General features: G+C 48.1%; 15 protein-coding genes. 2 read left to right on the forward strand and 13 right to left on the reverse strand.

The genetic code is table 11. The annotated features are described in order from the left end of the window. Positions 1–19 precede the first annotated feature (19 nt). The 4 genes from KE626_RS20400 to KE626_RS20415 are packed head-to-tail and all read right to left on the reverse strand — an operon-like array spanning position 20 to position 5,804. A complete protein-coding gene (locus KE626_RS20400; protein ID WP_211974784.1) occupies positions 20–2,623 on the reverse strand; it encodes a polynucleotide kinase-phosphatase in 2,604 nt (867 codons plus the stop codon). Further along, the gene (locus KE626_RS20405) at positions 2,604–3,683 is read right to left on the reverse strand and encodes a DNA polymerase beta superfamily protein (protein ID WP_211974785.1); all 1,080 of its coding nucleotides are present in this window, start codon (positions 3,681–3,683) and stop codon (positions 2,604–2,606) included. Before KE626_RS20405 ends, KE626_RS20400 begins: the two co-directional genes overlap by 20 nt. Further along, positions 3,673–4,434, reverse strand: coding sequence for a nucleotidyltransferase domain-containing protein (locus KE626_RS20410; RefSeq protein WP_211974786.1), 762 nt, complete (start codon positions 4,432–4,434; stop codon positions 3,673–3,675). Before KE626_RS20410 ends, KE626_RS20405 begins: the two co-directional genes overlap by 11 nt. Positions 4,435–4,436: 2 nt before the next feature. Beyond that, a complete protein-coding gene (locus KE626_RS20415; protein ID WP_211974787.1) occupies positions 4,437–5,804 on the reverse strand; it encodes a 3' terminal RNA ribose 2'-O-methyltransferase Hen1 in 1,368 nt (455 codons plus the stop codon). A 253-nt stretch (positions 5,805–6,057) separates the two neighbouring features. Between KE626_RS20415 and KE626_RS20420 the strand changes: the two genes are divergently transcribed. Then, the gene (locus KE626_RS20420; RefSeq protein WP_211974788.1) at positions 6,058–7,362 is read left to right on the forward strand and encodes an O-acetylhomoserine aminocarboxypropyltransferase/cysteine synthase family protein; all 1,305 of its coding nucleotides are present in this window, start codon (positions 6,058–6,060) and stop codon (positions 7,360–7,362) included. A 162-nt stretch (positions 7,363–7,524) separates the two neighbouring features. Here the strand turns inward: KE626_RS20420 and KE626_RS20425 are convergent, their stop codons facing one another. From KE626_RS20425 to ureA, 9 genes are read right to left on the reverse strand one after another with little or no spacing between them, the layout of a single operon-like run. Continuing rightward, positions 7,525–9,984 (reverse strand): AsmA family protein, encoded by a 2,460-nt coding sequence (locus KE626_RS20425; protein WP_211974789.1) that lies wholly within the window; start codon positions 9,982–9,984, stop codon positions 7,525–7,527. Between the two features lie 44 nt (positions 9,985–10,028). After that, complete coding sequence (locus KE626_RS20430; protein ID WP_211974790.1) at positions 10,029–10,733, reverse strand: hypothetical protein; 705 nt, start codon at positions 10,731–10,733, stop codon at positions 10,029–10,031. 10 nt (positions 10,734–10,743) lie between these two features. Further along, complete coding sequence (locus tag KE626_RS20435) at positions 10,744–11,523, reverse strand: urease accessory protein UreD (RefSeq protein ID WP_211974791.1); 780 nt, start codon at positions 11,521–11,523, stop codon at positions 10,744–10,746. Next, positions 11,520–12,155, reverse strand: a complete 636-nt coding sequence (ureG, locus tag KE626_RS20440) for an urease accessory protein UreG (RefSeq protein WP_211974792.1) — start codon at positions 12,153–12,155, stop codon at positions 11,520–11,522. The genes KE626_RS20435 and ureG overlap by 4 nt, the downstream gene beginning before the upstream one ends. An 18-nt stretch (positions 12,156–12,173) precedes the next feature. Then, positions 12,174–12,854 carry an urease accessory protein UreF gene (locus KE626_RS20445; RefSeq protein ID WP_211974793.1) on the reverse strand — a complete coding sequence of 227 codons (681 nt, stop codon included), beginning with the start codon at positions 12,852–12,854 and terminating at the stop codon, positions 12,174–12,176. 13 nt (positions 12,855–12,867) lie between these two features. After that, positions 12,868–13,380, reverse strand: a complete 513-nt coding sequence (ureE, locus tag KE626_RS20450) for an urease accessory protein UreE (protein ID WP_211974794.1) — start codon at positions 13,378–13,380, stop codon at positions 12,868–12,870. A gap of 10 nt (positions 13,381–13,390) precedes the next feature. Next, on the reverse strand, positions 13,391–15,112 hold the full coding sequence (gene ureC / locus KE626_RS20455; RefSeq protein ID WP_211974795.1) for an urease subunit alpha: 1,722 nt from the start codon (positions 15,110–15,112) through the stop codon (positions 13,391–13,393). Beyond that, entirely contained in the window at positions 15,109–15,483 is a 375-nt protein-coding gene (gene ureB / locus KE626_RS20460) for an urease subunit beta (protein ID WP_211974796.1), read from the reverse strand. The genes ureC and ureB overlap by 4 nt, the downstream gene beginning before the upstream one ends. 19 nt (positions 15,484–15,502) lie before the next feature. Continuing rightward, entirely contained in the window at positions 15,503–15,805 is a 303-nt protein-coding gene (gene ureA, locus KE626_RS20465; protein WP_211974797.1) for an urease subunit gamma, read from the reverse strand. Between the two features lie 44 nt (positions 15,806–15,849). Here ureA and KE626_RS20470 point away from each other — a divergent pair, with 44 nt between their 5' ends. Further along, positions 15,850–15,996 carry a hypothetical protein gene (locus KE626_RS20470; RefSeq protein WP_211974798.1) on the forward strand — a complete coding sequence of 49 codons (147 nt, stop codon included), beginning with the start codon at positions 15,850–15,852 and terminating at the stop codon, positions 15,994–15,996.

The raw sequence follows: 15,996 nt of genomic DNA on the forward strand, positions 1-15,996 counted from the left end.
GTTTAACAGCAAATGTATTTTATAACCGGGGATCTACCGGTTCGCTCTCTAACGCTAAAATACCAAATACACATTGATGCACCAGCTGTAAGGGATCTTTATTTACAAATCTTTCCAGCCCTTCGAGTCCCAGCGCAAACTCGCGCAGCGCCAGGGAGCGTTTACCGGACAGCTTGCGGCTGCGCAGGCGTTCCAGGTTTTCTGTAGCGTCGTACTCCGGGCCATAAATGATACGCAGGTATTCCGCGCCACGGATTTTGATGGCTGGCTGTATCAGTCCTTTGGCATCTTTGCTGAGGAAAGTAGATGGCTTTACCACCATCCCCTCTCCTCCGGCTGCTGTCAGCTGCTTCCACCAGTTGATGGCTTCCTGCTCGCTGGCATCATTTCCGGTTTCCACCAAAAGATACGGTGTAGCCCGCAGTAATTGTTCATCACCCACACAAATATTCCTGATGGCAGACATATGCCATTCATGATCCTTATCAAACCAGGTTTTGCCTTCCGTGGCCATAATATGGAATGGCGCCAGCTTATAGTCCTCCAGTGAATTAACTGGCCAGCAATATTGCCGGTAGGCTTTCACATAACTGCCGGTTTGTTCCAGGCGCTGTGTATATTTCTCCAACAATGCCCCGGCAGGCGCTCCATTGCTGATGGCCTGGTGTAAAGCGTTCACCACCACTGGCAGGGCCTTGCCCCCGGCAGTGCCTACCGCTGCATACTGATTTTGCAGCAGGCTTTGTGCTTTGGCGCTCCAAGGCATCAGCTCTGCATCCAAACAAACCCAATCCGTATTAAAACGCTCGTAAAACCCGGTATTGATCAGTGCTGTATTGATACGGGCAATGAACGCCTGTTCTGTTTGTTTATCGGCAAAGAACGGACGCCCCGTTCTCGTATATATTACGCCGTTCCCTTCCCCGGTAACACCAAATCTTTCTGCCGCCACGTTTTCATCTTTACAAACGATTACTACAGCCCGGGAGCCCATATGCTTTTCCTCGCAGATCACCTTTGCTATACCCGCTTCCCGGTAATAGGCCAGCCCCTCCGCGGGATGCTCCAGCAACCCTTCCTCCCTGCTGGTTTCAGCAGGCGACATGGTAGGCGGCAGGTAAATCAGCCAACGTGGATTGATCGTAAAACGACTCATCACCTCCAATGCGGCAATACTGTTTTCCTCCCGGATGGTGATATTATGGCTAAACCGGGTCTGTAAGATCTTTTTACCTGTAAAGTCTTCAATGTCGAGTACATTATCATATTGTTGCTGCACGCTCAGCGTACTATCTGCATTGTAGCCGATAGGACGCCCCGGCACGGCATACTGCTCCAGCGCAGGAACGGATACCAGCTCCCGCTCCGGGTAACGGAGGGCCGTGAGCGAAGCGCCAAATACACAGCCGGTATCAATGTCGATCGTATGGTTGAGCCATTGCGGAGTAGGCACCGGCGTATGACCATACACCACCATGGCGCGGCCTTTATATTCCAACGCCCAGTTGTAGCGGACTGGCAACCCGAATTCGTCGGTTTCGCCGGTCGTTTCGCCATATAAACAAAACTCCCTTACTGCGCCGGAACCACGCCCCTGCATACTTTCCTTTAAGCCGGCATGCGCCACCACCAGTTTCCCGTCGTCCAGCACATAATGACTTACCAGTCCATCAATAAAAGATTTCACTGTATCCAGGAACTCCGGTGTTTCGCTGGCCAACTGCGTTACCGTTTGCTCCAGGCCATGCCTCAACTGCACATTTTTACCATTCAGGTAGCGCAGTAATTTGGCATCATGGTTACCGGGTACGCATAGGGCGAGACCATTATTCACCATGTTCATGACCAAACGTAGTACCTGCGGCGATTTCGGCCCGCGATCTACCAGGTCGCCCACAAAAACCGGCTTACGGAAACGCGTGTACCCGTCGGCGTTAGTTGTCTGCGGAGCGCTGATCAGCGTGGCATTTTCTTTATCTACCTGATAGCCTAATGTATCCAGCAGCGTGCATAGTTCGTCATAACAGCCATGCACATCCCCGATGATATCAAAAGGCCCGTGTTCATCCTTTTTATTATTGTAAAGCGGTGTGCGCGTAATCGTTTCCAGCTTTGCCACGTCTTCTTCAGTACGCATTTCAAAGATATGGCGGAATCCCTCTTCCCGCAGGCCGCGTAAGCCTCTCTTTAACTGGCTCAATTGCTGTGGGATTACATGTTTGCCGAAATTACGGTCGCTTCTTTCGACATTACGATCCTGACATAGTTCTTCCGGCATATTCAACACAATGGCCACGGGTAACACGTGATACTCCCTGGCCAAACGTATCCATTCCCGGCGGGATTCGGGCTGCACATTAGTGGCGTCAATCACGGTGAGCAATCCCAGTTTCAAGCGTTTGGCTGCGATAAACCTGACGAGTTCGAAAGCATCCGCCGAAACGGTCTGGTTATTTTCATCATCGCTGATCAGCCCGCGGCAAACATCAGAAGATATAATTTCTGTGGGCTTAAAAAACCGGCGGGCAAAGGTAGACTTACCGGAGCCGGACGGGCCGATTAACAATACCAGTGATAATTCCGGTATAGAGATATGTGATAATTTATTGTTTCTTCGGGACATAATATTCCTCTCTTATACTGATTAACAGTGCTTCTGCCAATGCCGGATCCGGATGTTCCGGCAGGTCCGACACTGCATACAACTGTTTCATGTGATCTAATTTTTGGGCGGCCATTTCCATCAGCGTATCGTACGAAAATTCACCATTGCGGATACGCAACAGGAACTCACGATCAGCACGATGAACACGAACTTCTTTGTACAGGGCAATTTCTTCCGCCATCGTTAACAAACGAAAAGTATGCATCATATGCTTGCTGTCGTAGTCATTCCCCAACTCCCGGTTGTGCTCATAGCGGGCTTCATTTCGCAGTGCCACCCATTCCCAGTAAGCAGCAAAATCCTTACAGTAAACAGTATATCCATCTTTGTTAAACTGCATTATGGCTAAAGGATCCTGGCCTTTTGGAACAGCACTTAACTGTACCTCGTTGGCATCCGCTCCGGAGAAAACGCCTTTGAATGCTACCCCGGCCCCGAACTGGCTGGTGTGATACAACGCATACACATCCCGGAAGTGATCAATGGCGGCAAGTCCGCAGTCTTCCTGTTGCAACTTATTTTCCCGCAGCCAATCCTTTAAGGATACGCTTCTGCCACCGGCTACCACGTAGCAAAATTCCAATACATCTTTCCTCGTTTCGGGGTAGGACTGGTTGATTTTCTTGTTAAGTCCCTTTGCTTTTTTCATCTGGGTATTGGCATAACCCGCAAAAGTATCCAGGCACAAACGCGATAGGAAATCAGCAGGTTTTACCAGGTTCATCAGCGGGTGACGGAATAACTGGTTATCCGTACTGGTGTTAAGCAGTTCGAGTATGTTTGGATTATTTTTTTCCAGTAATTCCAGGAAGCGTTTTATCTCAAAATATACTTCGTCATTACTTTGGTTGGCTACCTGCGGTGTATAGGTCATTCCATACAGTTCCGGCTGCGGTAGTATAAATATGCCTTTGATATCTGTATCTGAAGTCGGTAATTGCAGATTATACGCCCTGCTGCCGCTGATGCATTCCAGCAGTATGCATTCCCGTTGCTGTTGCAGTGCCTCAAAAGTCATAGGCAATATATTTCCTGAAAAGTGCATCCAGTTCCACTGTGTCATTTTTTACAGCGGGCAGTTCATCCGATAACCGTTTACACTCGTCCAGTTTACCGGCTATCCATTGGTGGAGGATGGGTACCGGTGCAATGGTGGTATGTTCATCTGCATTCACTTTTACTTCCAATAGCTGATCGATCGCGGTTTGAATATCCGGCTCGGTGATCAGCGTACGGAGTGTGGCAAATTCCATCGGTGGTACGCCTTTACCGGCAAGGATCCACTGACAGGCCAGCATTGGCCGCAGCACATAGAAGTACTTCTTTATTTTCACCACTTCACCCTCCAGTTCATTGGCAAACGTGTTGTGTGCCATTGACAAATAGTGATGGCAGCCTGATCTGGGAGAAAAATACTTCTCCATTAATCCCGTCAACGTTTGCCGGAAATCTGTTTCTTCCTGGTAAACGATGGGCGATTGCAGCCATTCATACAATGGCGCATTGGATTTCAGGAACAGCTGCAGACCTTTGCGGATATCCCATCCGCTTACATCCAGCACTTCATCCACCGGCGGTTCAATTACATCCCGTTGTTCAATGATACTCAGATAAGTATCTTTATGACGGGCATAAATAAAGCGGATATCAAAGTCGCTGTCGATAGACGGAAAGCCCCAGGCGCGGCTGCCCGACTCACACGCGTATAATATCTTCACCTGGTGCGATTGCTCCAGTTCTTTTATTTTCTGTATGATTACGTCTTCCATAATTATCTTTTAAAAATTGCCAGCTGGCCGGGACCACCCAGTATTTCATCTGTTTCTCCCAGAGGTCTGTAAGATACAATATAACCAAATTGTTCCGCTACCCGGTTACCCCAGTCCTCAAATTCGGCTCTTGTCCACTCGAAACGATGATCACTGTGCCGGAAACTTCCGCTGCCGAGCGTTTCATATTTTACATTATATTCTGCATTTACTGTTGTTATCAGCACATGCCGGGGACGGGCATATTCAAATACCACCTTTTCGAGCGCTGCCAAACGGGGCAGATCCAGGTGTTCTATTACTTCTACCAGCACACCGGCATCAAAGCCTGATAAACGTTTATCCCTGTACGTTAGAGAGCCTTGTACCAGCTGTATGCGCGCACGCTGCATTTCCGGCAGACGTTCTATTTTGAGTTTGTCGCTGGCGATTTCCAGCGAGTGATAGCTCACATCCATGCCCAGTACCTTTTTGAAAACGGGCTTCTCCATCAACAGGCGGAGTAGCTTTCCTTCGCCACAACCCATATCAGCCACTGTCGACACATTCAGCTCCAACAGTATATCTCTGACGGTTTGCAGGCGGAGATCGTGCAACCGGACTTTCTCCTTTGGTTGTTTTTCCTCTGCCGGCAATATTTCATCCTTCATAATCATGCCCAATGCCTCTTTAGCTAGTGGCGCAATATTTCTCAGGTAGCGGCGGGTGATCAGTTCTTTGAGCGGATGCGTATCCAGCCAGCCCTGTCCTTTTTCCATGAGCTTCTCAATTTCATGGCCTCCCACGAAATAGTGTTTATCGTTATCACACACCGGGATCAGGATATACAACTGGCTCAGGATCGTTTTGAGTGGCAAAGTATGGCGCAGGGTCACATTAAAATAACGGCTCTGCCCCCATTCGGGGTATTGCTCATCCAACTGGTAAGATTGCACCTTTACTTCATATCCCAAAGGTTCAAAGAACTGGCGCAGCAGCGGCTCTCCACCCTTCACTGGTAGTACTGCCAGGTTAATTTCAAACGGAATCGCTTCGTCTGTCAGATGCGGTTTGTCTTTGCAACGTCCATTCATTGCAGAAGAATATGCCTGGGCAATCGCCGCACTCATAAAGGAAGATGCCACATATGGGCGGTCATTTACATACTGCTCAAGGGCAAAATCACTCCCTGAACCGTTGCGGCGTACCAATCGCACGGGATCTATATCCAGCAACAACGCTGCAGTGCAGCTGTTATCTGTTGCTTCCGGATAAAAAATATGCGCACTGCCTGCGGTCAATTCAACTGTCTGTACTTTTGCGGGATGTTTATGCAGCAAATAGCCTAGGTCGGTGGCGGGGTAACGTTTAGTCGTAATAGTTAATAACATTGGTCAACTGTGCTCTTCACGGAAACACGCTTTTTATAGTTTATCAACCGAAGATATTACTTTTTGATATATACCGCAAATTTCCGGTATATGAAATTGTTAAGTCTGCAGCCCATGCCTGTAGCCCTTATAGATGACTTTCCGGTAATGCCCCCTGCTTCCTGGTAATTAATTCTATCGAAAATATTTTGTTATTTAAATTAGTCTACTATATTTGTAGACTTTTATTTTCCACCCTTAAACCCTCCCGGCTATGTCCGATAAACCATTACATTTCGACACACTACAGGTACACGCAGGTTATCAGCCAGAAGGCACCACACACGCAGCAGCCGTGCCTATCTACCAAACTACTTCCTATACTTTTGACAGTGCAGAACATGCTGCCGATCTTTTCCAGTTAAAGCAGTTCGGTAATATCTACACCCGTATCATGAATCCCACCACGGATGTATTTGAGAAAAGAGTGGCTGCGCTGGAAGGTGGTGTAGGCGCCCTGGCAGTGGCTTCCGGGCAGGCTGCCCAGTTTATTGCCCTGCACAACATACTGTTGCCGGGAGATAACTTTGTGACCTCCTCCTATCTCTATGGCGGCACCTTTAACCAGTTCAAGGTAAGCTTTAAGCGGATTGGTGTGGAGGCCCGTTTTGCCGATCTCGATAACCCGGAAACCTTCGAAGCACTGATCGATGAAAACACCAAAGCCATTTATGTGGAAACGATCGGCAACCCCGGGTTTGCCATTCCCGATTTTGAGAAGATCAGCGCCATCGCAAAAAAGCATGACCTCCCGCTGGTAGTGGATAATACTTTTGGGGCCGCGGGTTACCTGAGCCGTCCGCTCGAACACGGCGCCAACGTGGTAGTAGAAGCAGCCACCAAATGGATTGGCGGTCATGGTACCAGTATAGGCGGTATTATTGTAGATGGTGGGAACTACAACTGGGGGAATGGCAAGTTCAAACAATTCAGTGAACCGGACGAAGCTTACCATGGCATGAAATTCTGGGAAGTATTTGGCGCGCATAGCCCCTTTGGCAATATCGCCTATATTATACGCGCCCGGGTAGCGGGCTTGCGCAGCTGGGGCCCCGCCCTTGCACCGCAAAATTCTTTCCTGTTCCTGCAGGGACTGGAAACATTATCACTTCGCGTTCAACGCACAGTAGATAATGCATTGGCACTGGCACAATGGCTGCAGCAACATCCACAGGTGGAATCTGTAAACTACCCGGGACTTCCTGGTAATAAATATCATGCACTCGCACAGAAATACCTGCAAAATGGCTTTGGGGGCGTATTGAGCTTTAAGATCAAAGGCGGTAAGGAAGCCGCGGATAAACTCGTACAGTCGTTGAAGTTAATTTATCACCTGGCGAATGTAGGCGATTCCAAAACCCTCATCATTCATCCTGCCACCACTACACACCAGCAACTCAGTGAAGAAGAACAGCGAAAAGCCGGCGTAGCTCCCGGTGTACTGCGTATTTCGCTGGGAATAGAACATATTGATGATATTAAGAATGACCTGGAGCAGGGATTTGCATCAAGCTATTAGCTTTTAGCTTTTAGCCGTTAGCTTTTAGTAAATGCAGCGAAGATTATAATGTAATTATCTTCGCTGCATTTGCTACATGATCTTCGCTGCATTGCATCCAGCTTTTAGCTACTACATGATCTTCGCTGCATTTACTAAAAGCTAACGGCTAAAAGCTAAAAGCTATTCAGCATCTATATCCGCCGCACTCCCCTTCTCGCTGTCTCCTTTCCCCAGTTTGATCTTTACTTTTCCATCCTTTTCCGACACGGCACGAAGATGTATCACAATCCCTTTCCGGCGGCGTTTGCGTTTTTCTTCCCTATCGGTGATCGCAGAATCTTTTGCCGGATTACGCAATGGAATATCCAGGTTAATATTGGTGCCGCCATCAATACCATATACGCCGTTAACATCTATGTTAATGGCGCTGGACGCGATTTGCATGGGAGGAATCAGCACCTTGTTACCCTGCACCTGGAAAGTATTGGACAGGGTTTCAAACGTGATGCTATCGAGATGACGCTTACGGAATGCGAAATTGCCGATATCTGCTAAAGGCCCAAAGTTAATCAGGGCGCCATTTTTCAGGTTAAAGTTGACAGTACCATACAGTGAATTTTTTGCCAGTGACCCGTTATCCAGGATATTCCCTTTCAGGTTCACCTTAGCCGACACATTGCCTTTCAGGTTGTCGGATTTCAGAGAACTGAGTCCAAAGTTATTAAAGGCATAAAAGAGCTGACTGATATGTACATTATTCACGGTGGCATTCATCGTAAAATTATTATTATTACCCTGCTGGTGCATCAGGCCACCCAGTTGTATATTTCCGCCGGCATGCTGCAGCGCTATCTGTTTTAGCAGGATATCTTCATTAGTAAGTTCCATGGCAGCTTTTACATTCTGCGCTGTAAAACGCTGGTAAATGACTTTGTCCAGCAGTACCTGCATTTTTACATTACTGGAGGCCAGCACCACGTCAAGTTGCTGCGAAACGCGGCTCATTTTTGCTTTCTGCCGGCTTTTGGAAGGCTTTGCCTTTTGCCGCTGTCCCAGGAAACTTTTAAACTCATTAAGGTCTACGAGCTGGCTGCGTATATTCCAGGTTAATTCAATTTTTTCTGGTGTGGTAAAATACAGGTTTAACAGGTTCTTAACCATGCCGTCCATTTGCAGGCTGCTCTTATCTGTTTGCACACGTATGTTTTCCAGCAGCAGGTCCTGCCCCGTAAAACGCAGCGTGGCATTAGCATTATGGAAGGCCAGATTACGGGGCACATAAGCGAATGCTCCCTGTTGCACTTCTACTACGCCTTGCAGCGATGAAGGGGTTTTATCATCCTGGAGTACAGGCCCGGTATAAAACAGGTCTGCATTAGCATTCCCCGATTTAAATTGCAAAGGAGCGTCTTCTCCGGCACTATTCAGGTTAGTAAGGGGAAAAGCGGAACGAAAATGCCCATGCAGCAAAGGCTGTTTCAGGTTTACGACCCGTATGGTATCTGCCTTTAACGGAATCCCTGCGAGTGTAGCGCTCAGCTGGAAAATATTAACAGCAGAATTTTCATCATTATGTCCATGTCCCGGTAATACTTCATTGTTAAACCTTCCCGTAAAATTACAATTGGTCCATTCGCCCATGGTACTTACCAGTACGTTATTGGTCGTTTTCCAGGTGATCAGCACTTTCGGAGTATCGCGATACTTCATATGTCCATCGAGATTCGCTTCGGCATCAAGTGGTTTTGTAAGACTGATGCTACTCAGCTTGGTGCTGATATTGGGCGACAACCACGAAGCGGCATCTTTCAGCAATACCTGGTTGGCATTGATCTTCAGCTGGAAGGGCGGCGGCTTTTCACCAAAACCAAATTGCCCTGTAATCAGTACAGGATGGTTATCTATCCTGATTTCCTGCTGAGGTATCGTGAGTATTTTTGTGTGTTTGTTGAAGATAACTGAAATATTCAGCTGCAGTTTTTTATCCTTTAAATAACTACCCTTATTGGTATTAAACGCGAAGCTCTTTGAAAGGATATCCGACATCATGGTAAACTGAATACTGCTGTCGCCTGTATTTAGCTTACCATCCAGCTTTTGGATATCGAGGTTGAATAATTTAAACTTCTGCCGGTTGTCTATTACAAAATTGATATTCCGGAAGGTCAGCTGACTGACATTTGCATCCTTTGAGCCACCATTTTTCTTTTTCTCTGCAGACTTTCCCTGCAGTACGTATGTGTTGGAATAACCCGAAGTATCTGTATACAGGTAAATCGAACCGTCCTGCAATGTTATTTCATTTACATCTACGTGTTTGCGTAACAGTGATGGTGTATTTACCCGTACAAAAATATAGTCAACGTCCATCAGGGCGTGATGGTGTTGTTGCCACAAACTATCCTGGAGCACTACTTTTTTTAAACCAATAGATACGTTGGGAAAGCTTTTCAACAGTGAGGATTCCATGTCCGCAATAGTAATGGTGCCATTCAGCCGGTCATTGAGCTGACTGGTGATCTGCTTTAAAAAAGTGGCTTTATTGGCATGTATGTACCAGGTCATGCCCAGGAATAACAGCACCAGGAGTGCAACAAGAATACCGCCGGTAATAAGGATGATCCTGAGCCATTTTCGCATGTGGTAAAGGTTTATTTGCTATAACAGATGAGGTCTTAAACAGTTCACCAACCCATAAAAACCATGCCTGCTCCACAAAGTGTTACTGCTGCACCGCTGATAGCTGCCATATATCTTTCTGTTGCCACAGGTTTCATTATTGAAAAACCGTAGTATCCCAATAGCACCATCACCACCATGGTAATAATGGTGAACAAGGTAAAAGTCGTCACCAGCATAATGATACCAGGTATTGACTGTTGCGCTGCAGGATAAAAAAGTAAGGGTAAAAGCGGCTCTGATGGTCCCATTACAAAAATCACGAACAATATCCAGGGGGTTACACGGATACGTTTCTGTGGCGCCACATATGCATCATTATGACGATGCTGATACACATACATATCGCCGTCATCGTACACATCAAAATGTTTATGCGGCCGGTTCGCAATTGCCTTATACAATCCCCATATGAGGTAAAAAAGCCCCAATATCAGCAACGCCCATCCGGCGATACCTCCGCGCACTTCGGTAATCGCGGTAAAGCGCGATAACTGCCAGCCCAATACTACACCGATCATACCAATGACCAGGGAACTCATAACATGTCCCAAACCACAGAGGGCTGTCCAGCCGATAGTTTTAGCGATTGACCATTTGCGGGTGCGCGAAAAAACGATAAAGGGTACATAGTGATCCGGCCCCGATGCTGTATGCAGGCAGCTGATCGTAATTGCCGTAAACAATAAACTGTTATCGATGAATGACATTTTCTTTGTTTTATGCAGATAAAAGCCTGGCCAGTTGCTGCTGGCACTCGTATAGTTGTTCCCCGCTATGCCCCAGTAATCTTACCATGATACCATTTCCCCGGGTATGAGTTACCCCTGCCAGTATTCCCTGTTGTTCTTCCAGGTAACGGTGAAGCCTGTCCGCAGTTTCGTTTAAAGACACTTTTTCGTGGGTGTCAAAAAACAGGAAGGTGGCCTGGTGGGTATAGCCTTCCATCCACCCCATTGCCTGGAAATCAGTGAAACCGGGCTGCATCAGCAGGTTATCCCGCAGTAATAATTGTCCGGCTGCATACACATGTGTAATGCTTTGCAATCTGGTAAACCGGAAAACTTCCCCGTTTAGTTTGCGGCCGCAGGTTATAATTTCTCCCCATACCAGGCGGCAGTCTGCAGAGAGATGAATATTCGTATAGCCGGTATAGGTAGCTTTCTCATGCGGTACCATGGGATGCGGCAAAAAGGTAAAAGTGCTGCCGGGCTGTAAATGCACCGTCATTTCCTGTTTAGCTCCCGCAGTCATATGAAACAGCCGCTGATAGGCCTGCGTCTGCAGGTGTAAGGCTGTTCCCGCCGCTACTGTTATATCCATCCGGTAGTGGTCTTTGTCCAGCATCCCCGGGGATGAGCTCATCATCATAAGACGCAGCACCGGGTCGCTAGGTTCTTCCCGTACGTTGGCGATCTTAAAAGGGCGTGTACAATAGCATTCCTTCAGATAGGTACCTGTTGCCCGTTTTCCCGTCAATATTTTCAGTTCACTAATCATGTCAGCAGGTTAGGCGCGGCCACATCTTCCAGCAGTGCAAATCGTTTGATCCAGCTGATCACATCTTGCAGCCCCTTGCCGCTCATCAGATCCGTGAATACAAACGGTTGTCCCAGGCGCATTTTACGGGCATCGCGTTCCATTACGCCAAGGTCGGCATGCACATATGGGGCGAGGTCAATTTTATTGATCACCAGTAAATTGGAGCGGGTAATACCCGGACCTCCTTTACGGGGTATTTTATCCCCTTCTGCTACATCGATCACAAAGATGGTAACATCCGCCAGATCGGGGCTGAAAGTGGCCGATAGGTTATCGCCGCCGCTTTCTATGAATATAATTTCGATGTCGGGAAAGCGCCTGGCCATTTCATCAACCGCCTCCAGGTTCATGCTGGCATCTTCCCGGATAGCGGTATGCGGACAACCACCTGTTTCCACGCCAATAATTCGTTCGGGCGCCAACAAACTGTTTTCTGTCAGGAATTCGGCATCTTCCTTTGTATAGATATCGTTGGTGATCACGGCTACCTGGTAGTCGCCTGCCATTTTCCGGGTCAGTCTTTCTATCAGCGCTGTTTTACCGGAGCCTACCGGACCAGCCACCCCTATCTTAATGTATGCTCTGCTCATTGATTACTAAATTAAAAATTACGACATATACAACCGGCTGTACAAACGCTCATGCTGCATACTGCGGATATCAAACCCCGCATTGCAAAGGCCTAGTAAATCCTTGTCCGGCTGCAGCGTGGCCGTTGTCAGTTCCTGCAACAAAGGCTGCAAATCAAAAATAATATCCTGTCCATCCATTTGCCCCAGCGGCACCAGTTTCACACAGTTGGTCACCATTCCTGCCGCTGCATTATAGTAAAAAGCAAACAGCGCTGCCGCCAGCGGAATACCTAACCTGCAGGCATATACGCCAAAAACAATACTGTAGTGAGGCCCTCCTCCAGCTGCGGCTTCATATTGATCCATCAATGGTTCCGGGTACCGGCGGCTGAAAATCCGGGTTAACCTTGCTCCCAGCTTCTGGCTTGCCTCTCTCAGTTCACGAGGCGCCTTTATGGCGGCACATAGCTGATGCAGTTCCAGCAAATCGTTCAGGCTCCCGGCCGTTGCCGCCCTATAGGCAAGACTCATGAGCGCTGCATCGTTGTATTGCAGGTTATTCCTTAACATATTCGTTACAAACTCTGCAGCGGTAGCACGACTATTGACCAGTCCCTGCTGCACAAATGTTTCCAGCCCGGCAGAATGCGTATAGCTGCCGATCGGAAGTGTGCTGTCTGCCAGGTGTAGTAAACTACCAAGATACTCCTGTTCCATAGCTGCGTATTAGTTATTCGCTGTTCCTTGATGCCCTTTCCAGGATCCGCTCAAAAAATGAAGGGCCACTGCTCCCGTGCGTATGTGGTTGTACGTTAGTACGGAGTACGTGCAGTAGTTGCCGCTTTTCCTTTGCAACCGGGAACCCGGCGGTATGCAACCACCGATACAGTGGTTCGTCGGCCGGAATCAACAGTTGAGTTCCTTCCAGGAACAGCGGTAAATGTTTGTTGCCAATTTCATAGCATACTTTTGCCATTTCCGGCATATCACGAGGAGTAATCACAATAGCATCGCAGGGAAGAATGTCTACCACAATCATCACGTCATCGTCCTGGTACAGGATATCATCCTGCCGCAGCAACTGTCCTTCCCGGGTGAACTTCAATGCTACTTCCCGCCCGCCCAGCGTATGTTTCCGCTGAATACGCCGCGTGGTTTCAAACCATTCCAGCTGTAACAGATCGGTTTGCCTGCTTTTGCGTGTATACGTTGCCGTATTTCCTATAATCGCATTCACTAACATACTTCTCTTCTTAAAATAAAAAATAGCGCTGTGCCAGCGACAATTCCTTAAGTGGTTCACAGGTAATTTTTTCGCCGTCTACCTTTACTTCGTATGTCTCGGGATTGACTGTGATATCCGGTGTTTTATCATTGTGGACCAGGTCTTTTTTTGAAATATTGCGGCAATTGCGTACCGGCAGTAACGGTTTCTGCAAACCATATTCTTCCTTAATCCCTTTCTCTAACGATAACGCAGATACGAATAATACGCTTGTATTTAACAGGGCTTTACCATTCGCACCAAACATATGCCGGTATACTACCGGCTGGGGCGTTGGAATAGATGCGTTGGGATCTCCCATCCGGCTGGCATTGATCATTCCGCCCTTTATAATCATTTCCGGTTTCACCCCAAAAAATGCGGGCTTCCACAATACCAGGTCTGCCATTTTTCCAGGCTCCAGCGACCCGATATGTTCGGAAATACCGTGTGCTATGGCCGGGTTAATGGTGTATTTGGCGATATATCTTTTCACCCGGAAATTATCATTGTCCTGCTGTTTATCTTCTTCGAGGAAGCCGCGTTGCTTCTTCATTTTATCCGCTGTTTGCCAGGTACGTATCACTACCTCGCCTATACGTCCCATGGCCTGCGAGTCGGAGCTCATAATGCTGAATACGCCCATATCGTGAAGAATATCCTCTGCAGCAATGGTTTCCGGACGGATACGGGAATCGGCAAAGGACACGTCTTCCGGCACTTTTTTATCCAGGTGATGACAAACCATGAGCATATCCAGGTGTTCATCGATCGTGTTAACGGTATATGGACGCGTGGGATTGGTAGACGCCGGCAATACGTTAGGGAAGGAAGCAGCACGGATAATATCCGGTGCATGGCCGCCCCCGGCGCCTTCCGTATGGAACGTATGAATCACACGGCCGTTGATGGCGTTAAGGGTATCTTCCAGGAAACCGGCTTCATTCAGCGTGTCTGTATGAATGGCAATCTGTACATCCAGTTCATCGGCCACTTTCAATGCAGCATCAATGACTGCCGGTGTGGCGCCCCAGTCTTCATGAATTTTCAATCCCAGCGCACCTGCTGCAATCTGTTCTACCATAGGGGCAGTCGTTGCACAGTTACCTTTTCCAAAGAAACCCAGGTTAACCGGGTAAGCTTCGGCCGCCTGCAACATGCGTTGGATATTCCATTTGCCGGCTGTTACGGTGGTTGCGCTGGTGCCATCGGCAGGACCGGTACCTCCGCCTATCAGCGTAGTAATACCGCTGAAAAGGGCGTGGTCGATCTGCTGCGGACAAATAAAATGGATATGTGTGTCAATACCACCGGCGGTAGCGATCAGGTTAGCACCGTTATGGATTTCGGTGGCTGCACCAATAATAAGGTCCGGGTGTACGCCATCCATGGTATCCGGGTTGCCTGCCTGACCTACGGCCACGATCTTACCGTCTTTAATACCGATGTCGCCTTTTACAATTCCCCAGTGGTCGATGATCATTACGTTGGTGATCACGAAATCGAGCACTCCTTCGCTGCGCAGTGCGGTGGCCGATTGCGCCATGCCATCCCTTACACTTTTCCCGCCGCCAAATTTGCTTTCATCGCCATATACATTGTAGTCCTTTTCTATTTCGATGATCAGGTCCGTATCTGCCAGGCGTATGCGATCACCTGTGGTAGGACCATACATGTTTACATATTTCGTTTTGCTGATGTGCAGGCTCATAGTGGTTCTGATTTAAAATTCAGCGCGGCGGCTTTTTCGAGTGCGGCCGCCTTCACGGCCGGATCTGTGGTATTACCGTTAGCTAGATTATTGATGCCGATGACCCGCTTATGTCCGCCCAATTCTACCAGTGTTACTTCTTTTGCTTCTCCAGGTTCAAAACGCACCGCATTACCGGACGGAATGTTTAAGCGCATACCGAAAGCAGCTTCGCGGGGGAATGACATCATGCGGTTCACCTCGAAAAAATGGCAATGGGAGCCGATCTGCACGGGTCTGTCGCCGGTGTTGACCACGCTGATCTTTACCGTTTTCCGGCCGGCGTTGGCCACAATATCTTCTTTCTTTAAAAAATATTCTCCGGGGATCATTACTTAAAAAATTTAGTGGTTAGCGGATAGGATCATGTACGGTGACCAGTTTGGTACCATCCGGGAAAGTAGCTTCTATCTGTACTTCGTGTATCATTTCGGGGATTCCTTCCATCACCTCTTCACGGGTAAGAATAGTAGCGCCGTAGTGCATGAGTTCCGCTACTGTTTTGCCATCGCGGGCGGCTTCCATCAGGCGGCTGCTGATCAGCGCAATGGCTTCCGGGTAATTCAGGCGCAGTCCTCTTGCTTTTCTTTTTTCGGCCAGTTCTCCGGCCAGGTGCAGTAATAGTTTCTCGGTTTCCCGGGCAGTCAGGTGCATATAAACAGATTGTTGTAAAAAAATAACCGGGGATTGGCTGGTGTATGAAAGGATGGGTAAAATACGAATTTTCCGGATTACCTGAACATCAAAGGGATAACAATACGGGAGGGAAAAACGATATGGCCGCAGGTATTAACGGGCATCCAAACGAAGCAACAGGCGGGCAACTGCGGTATACATCTGCCTGA

Source organism: Chitinophaga hostae (assembly GCF_018224885.1).
Classification (GTDB): domain Bacteria; phylum Bacteroidota; class Bacteroidia; order Chitinophagales; family Chitinophagaceae; genus Chitinophaga; species Chitinophaga hostae.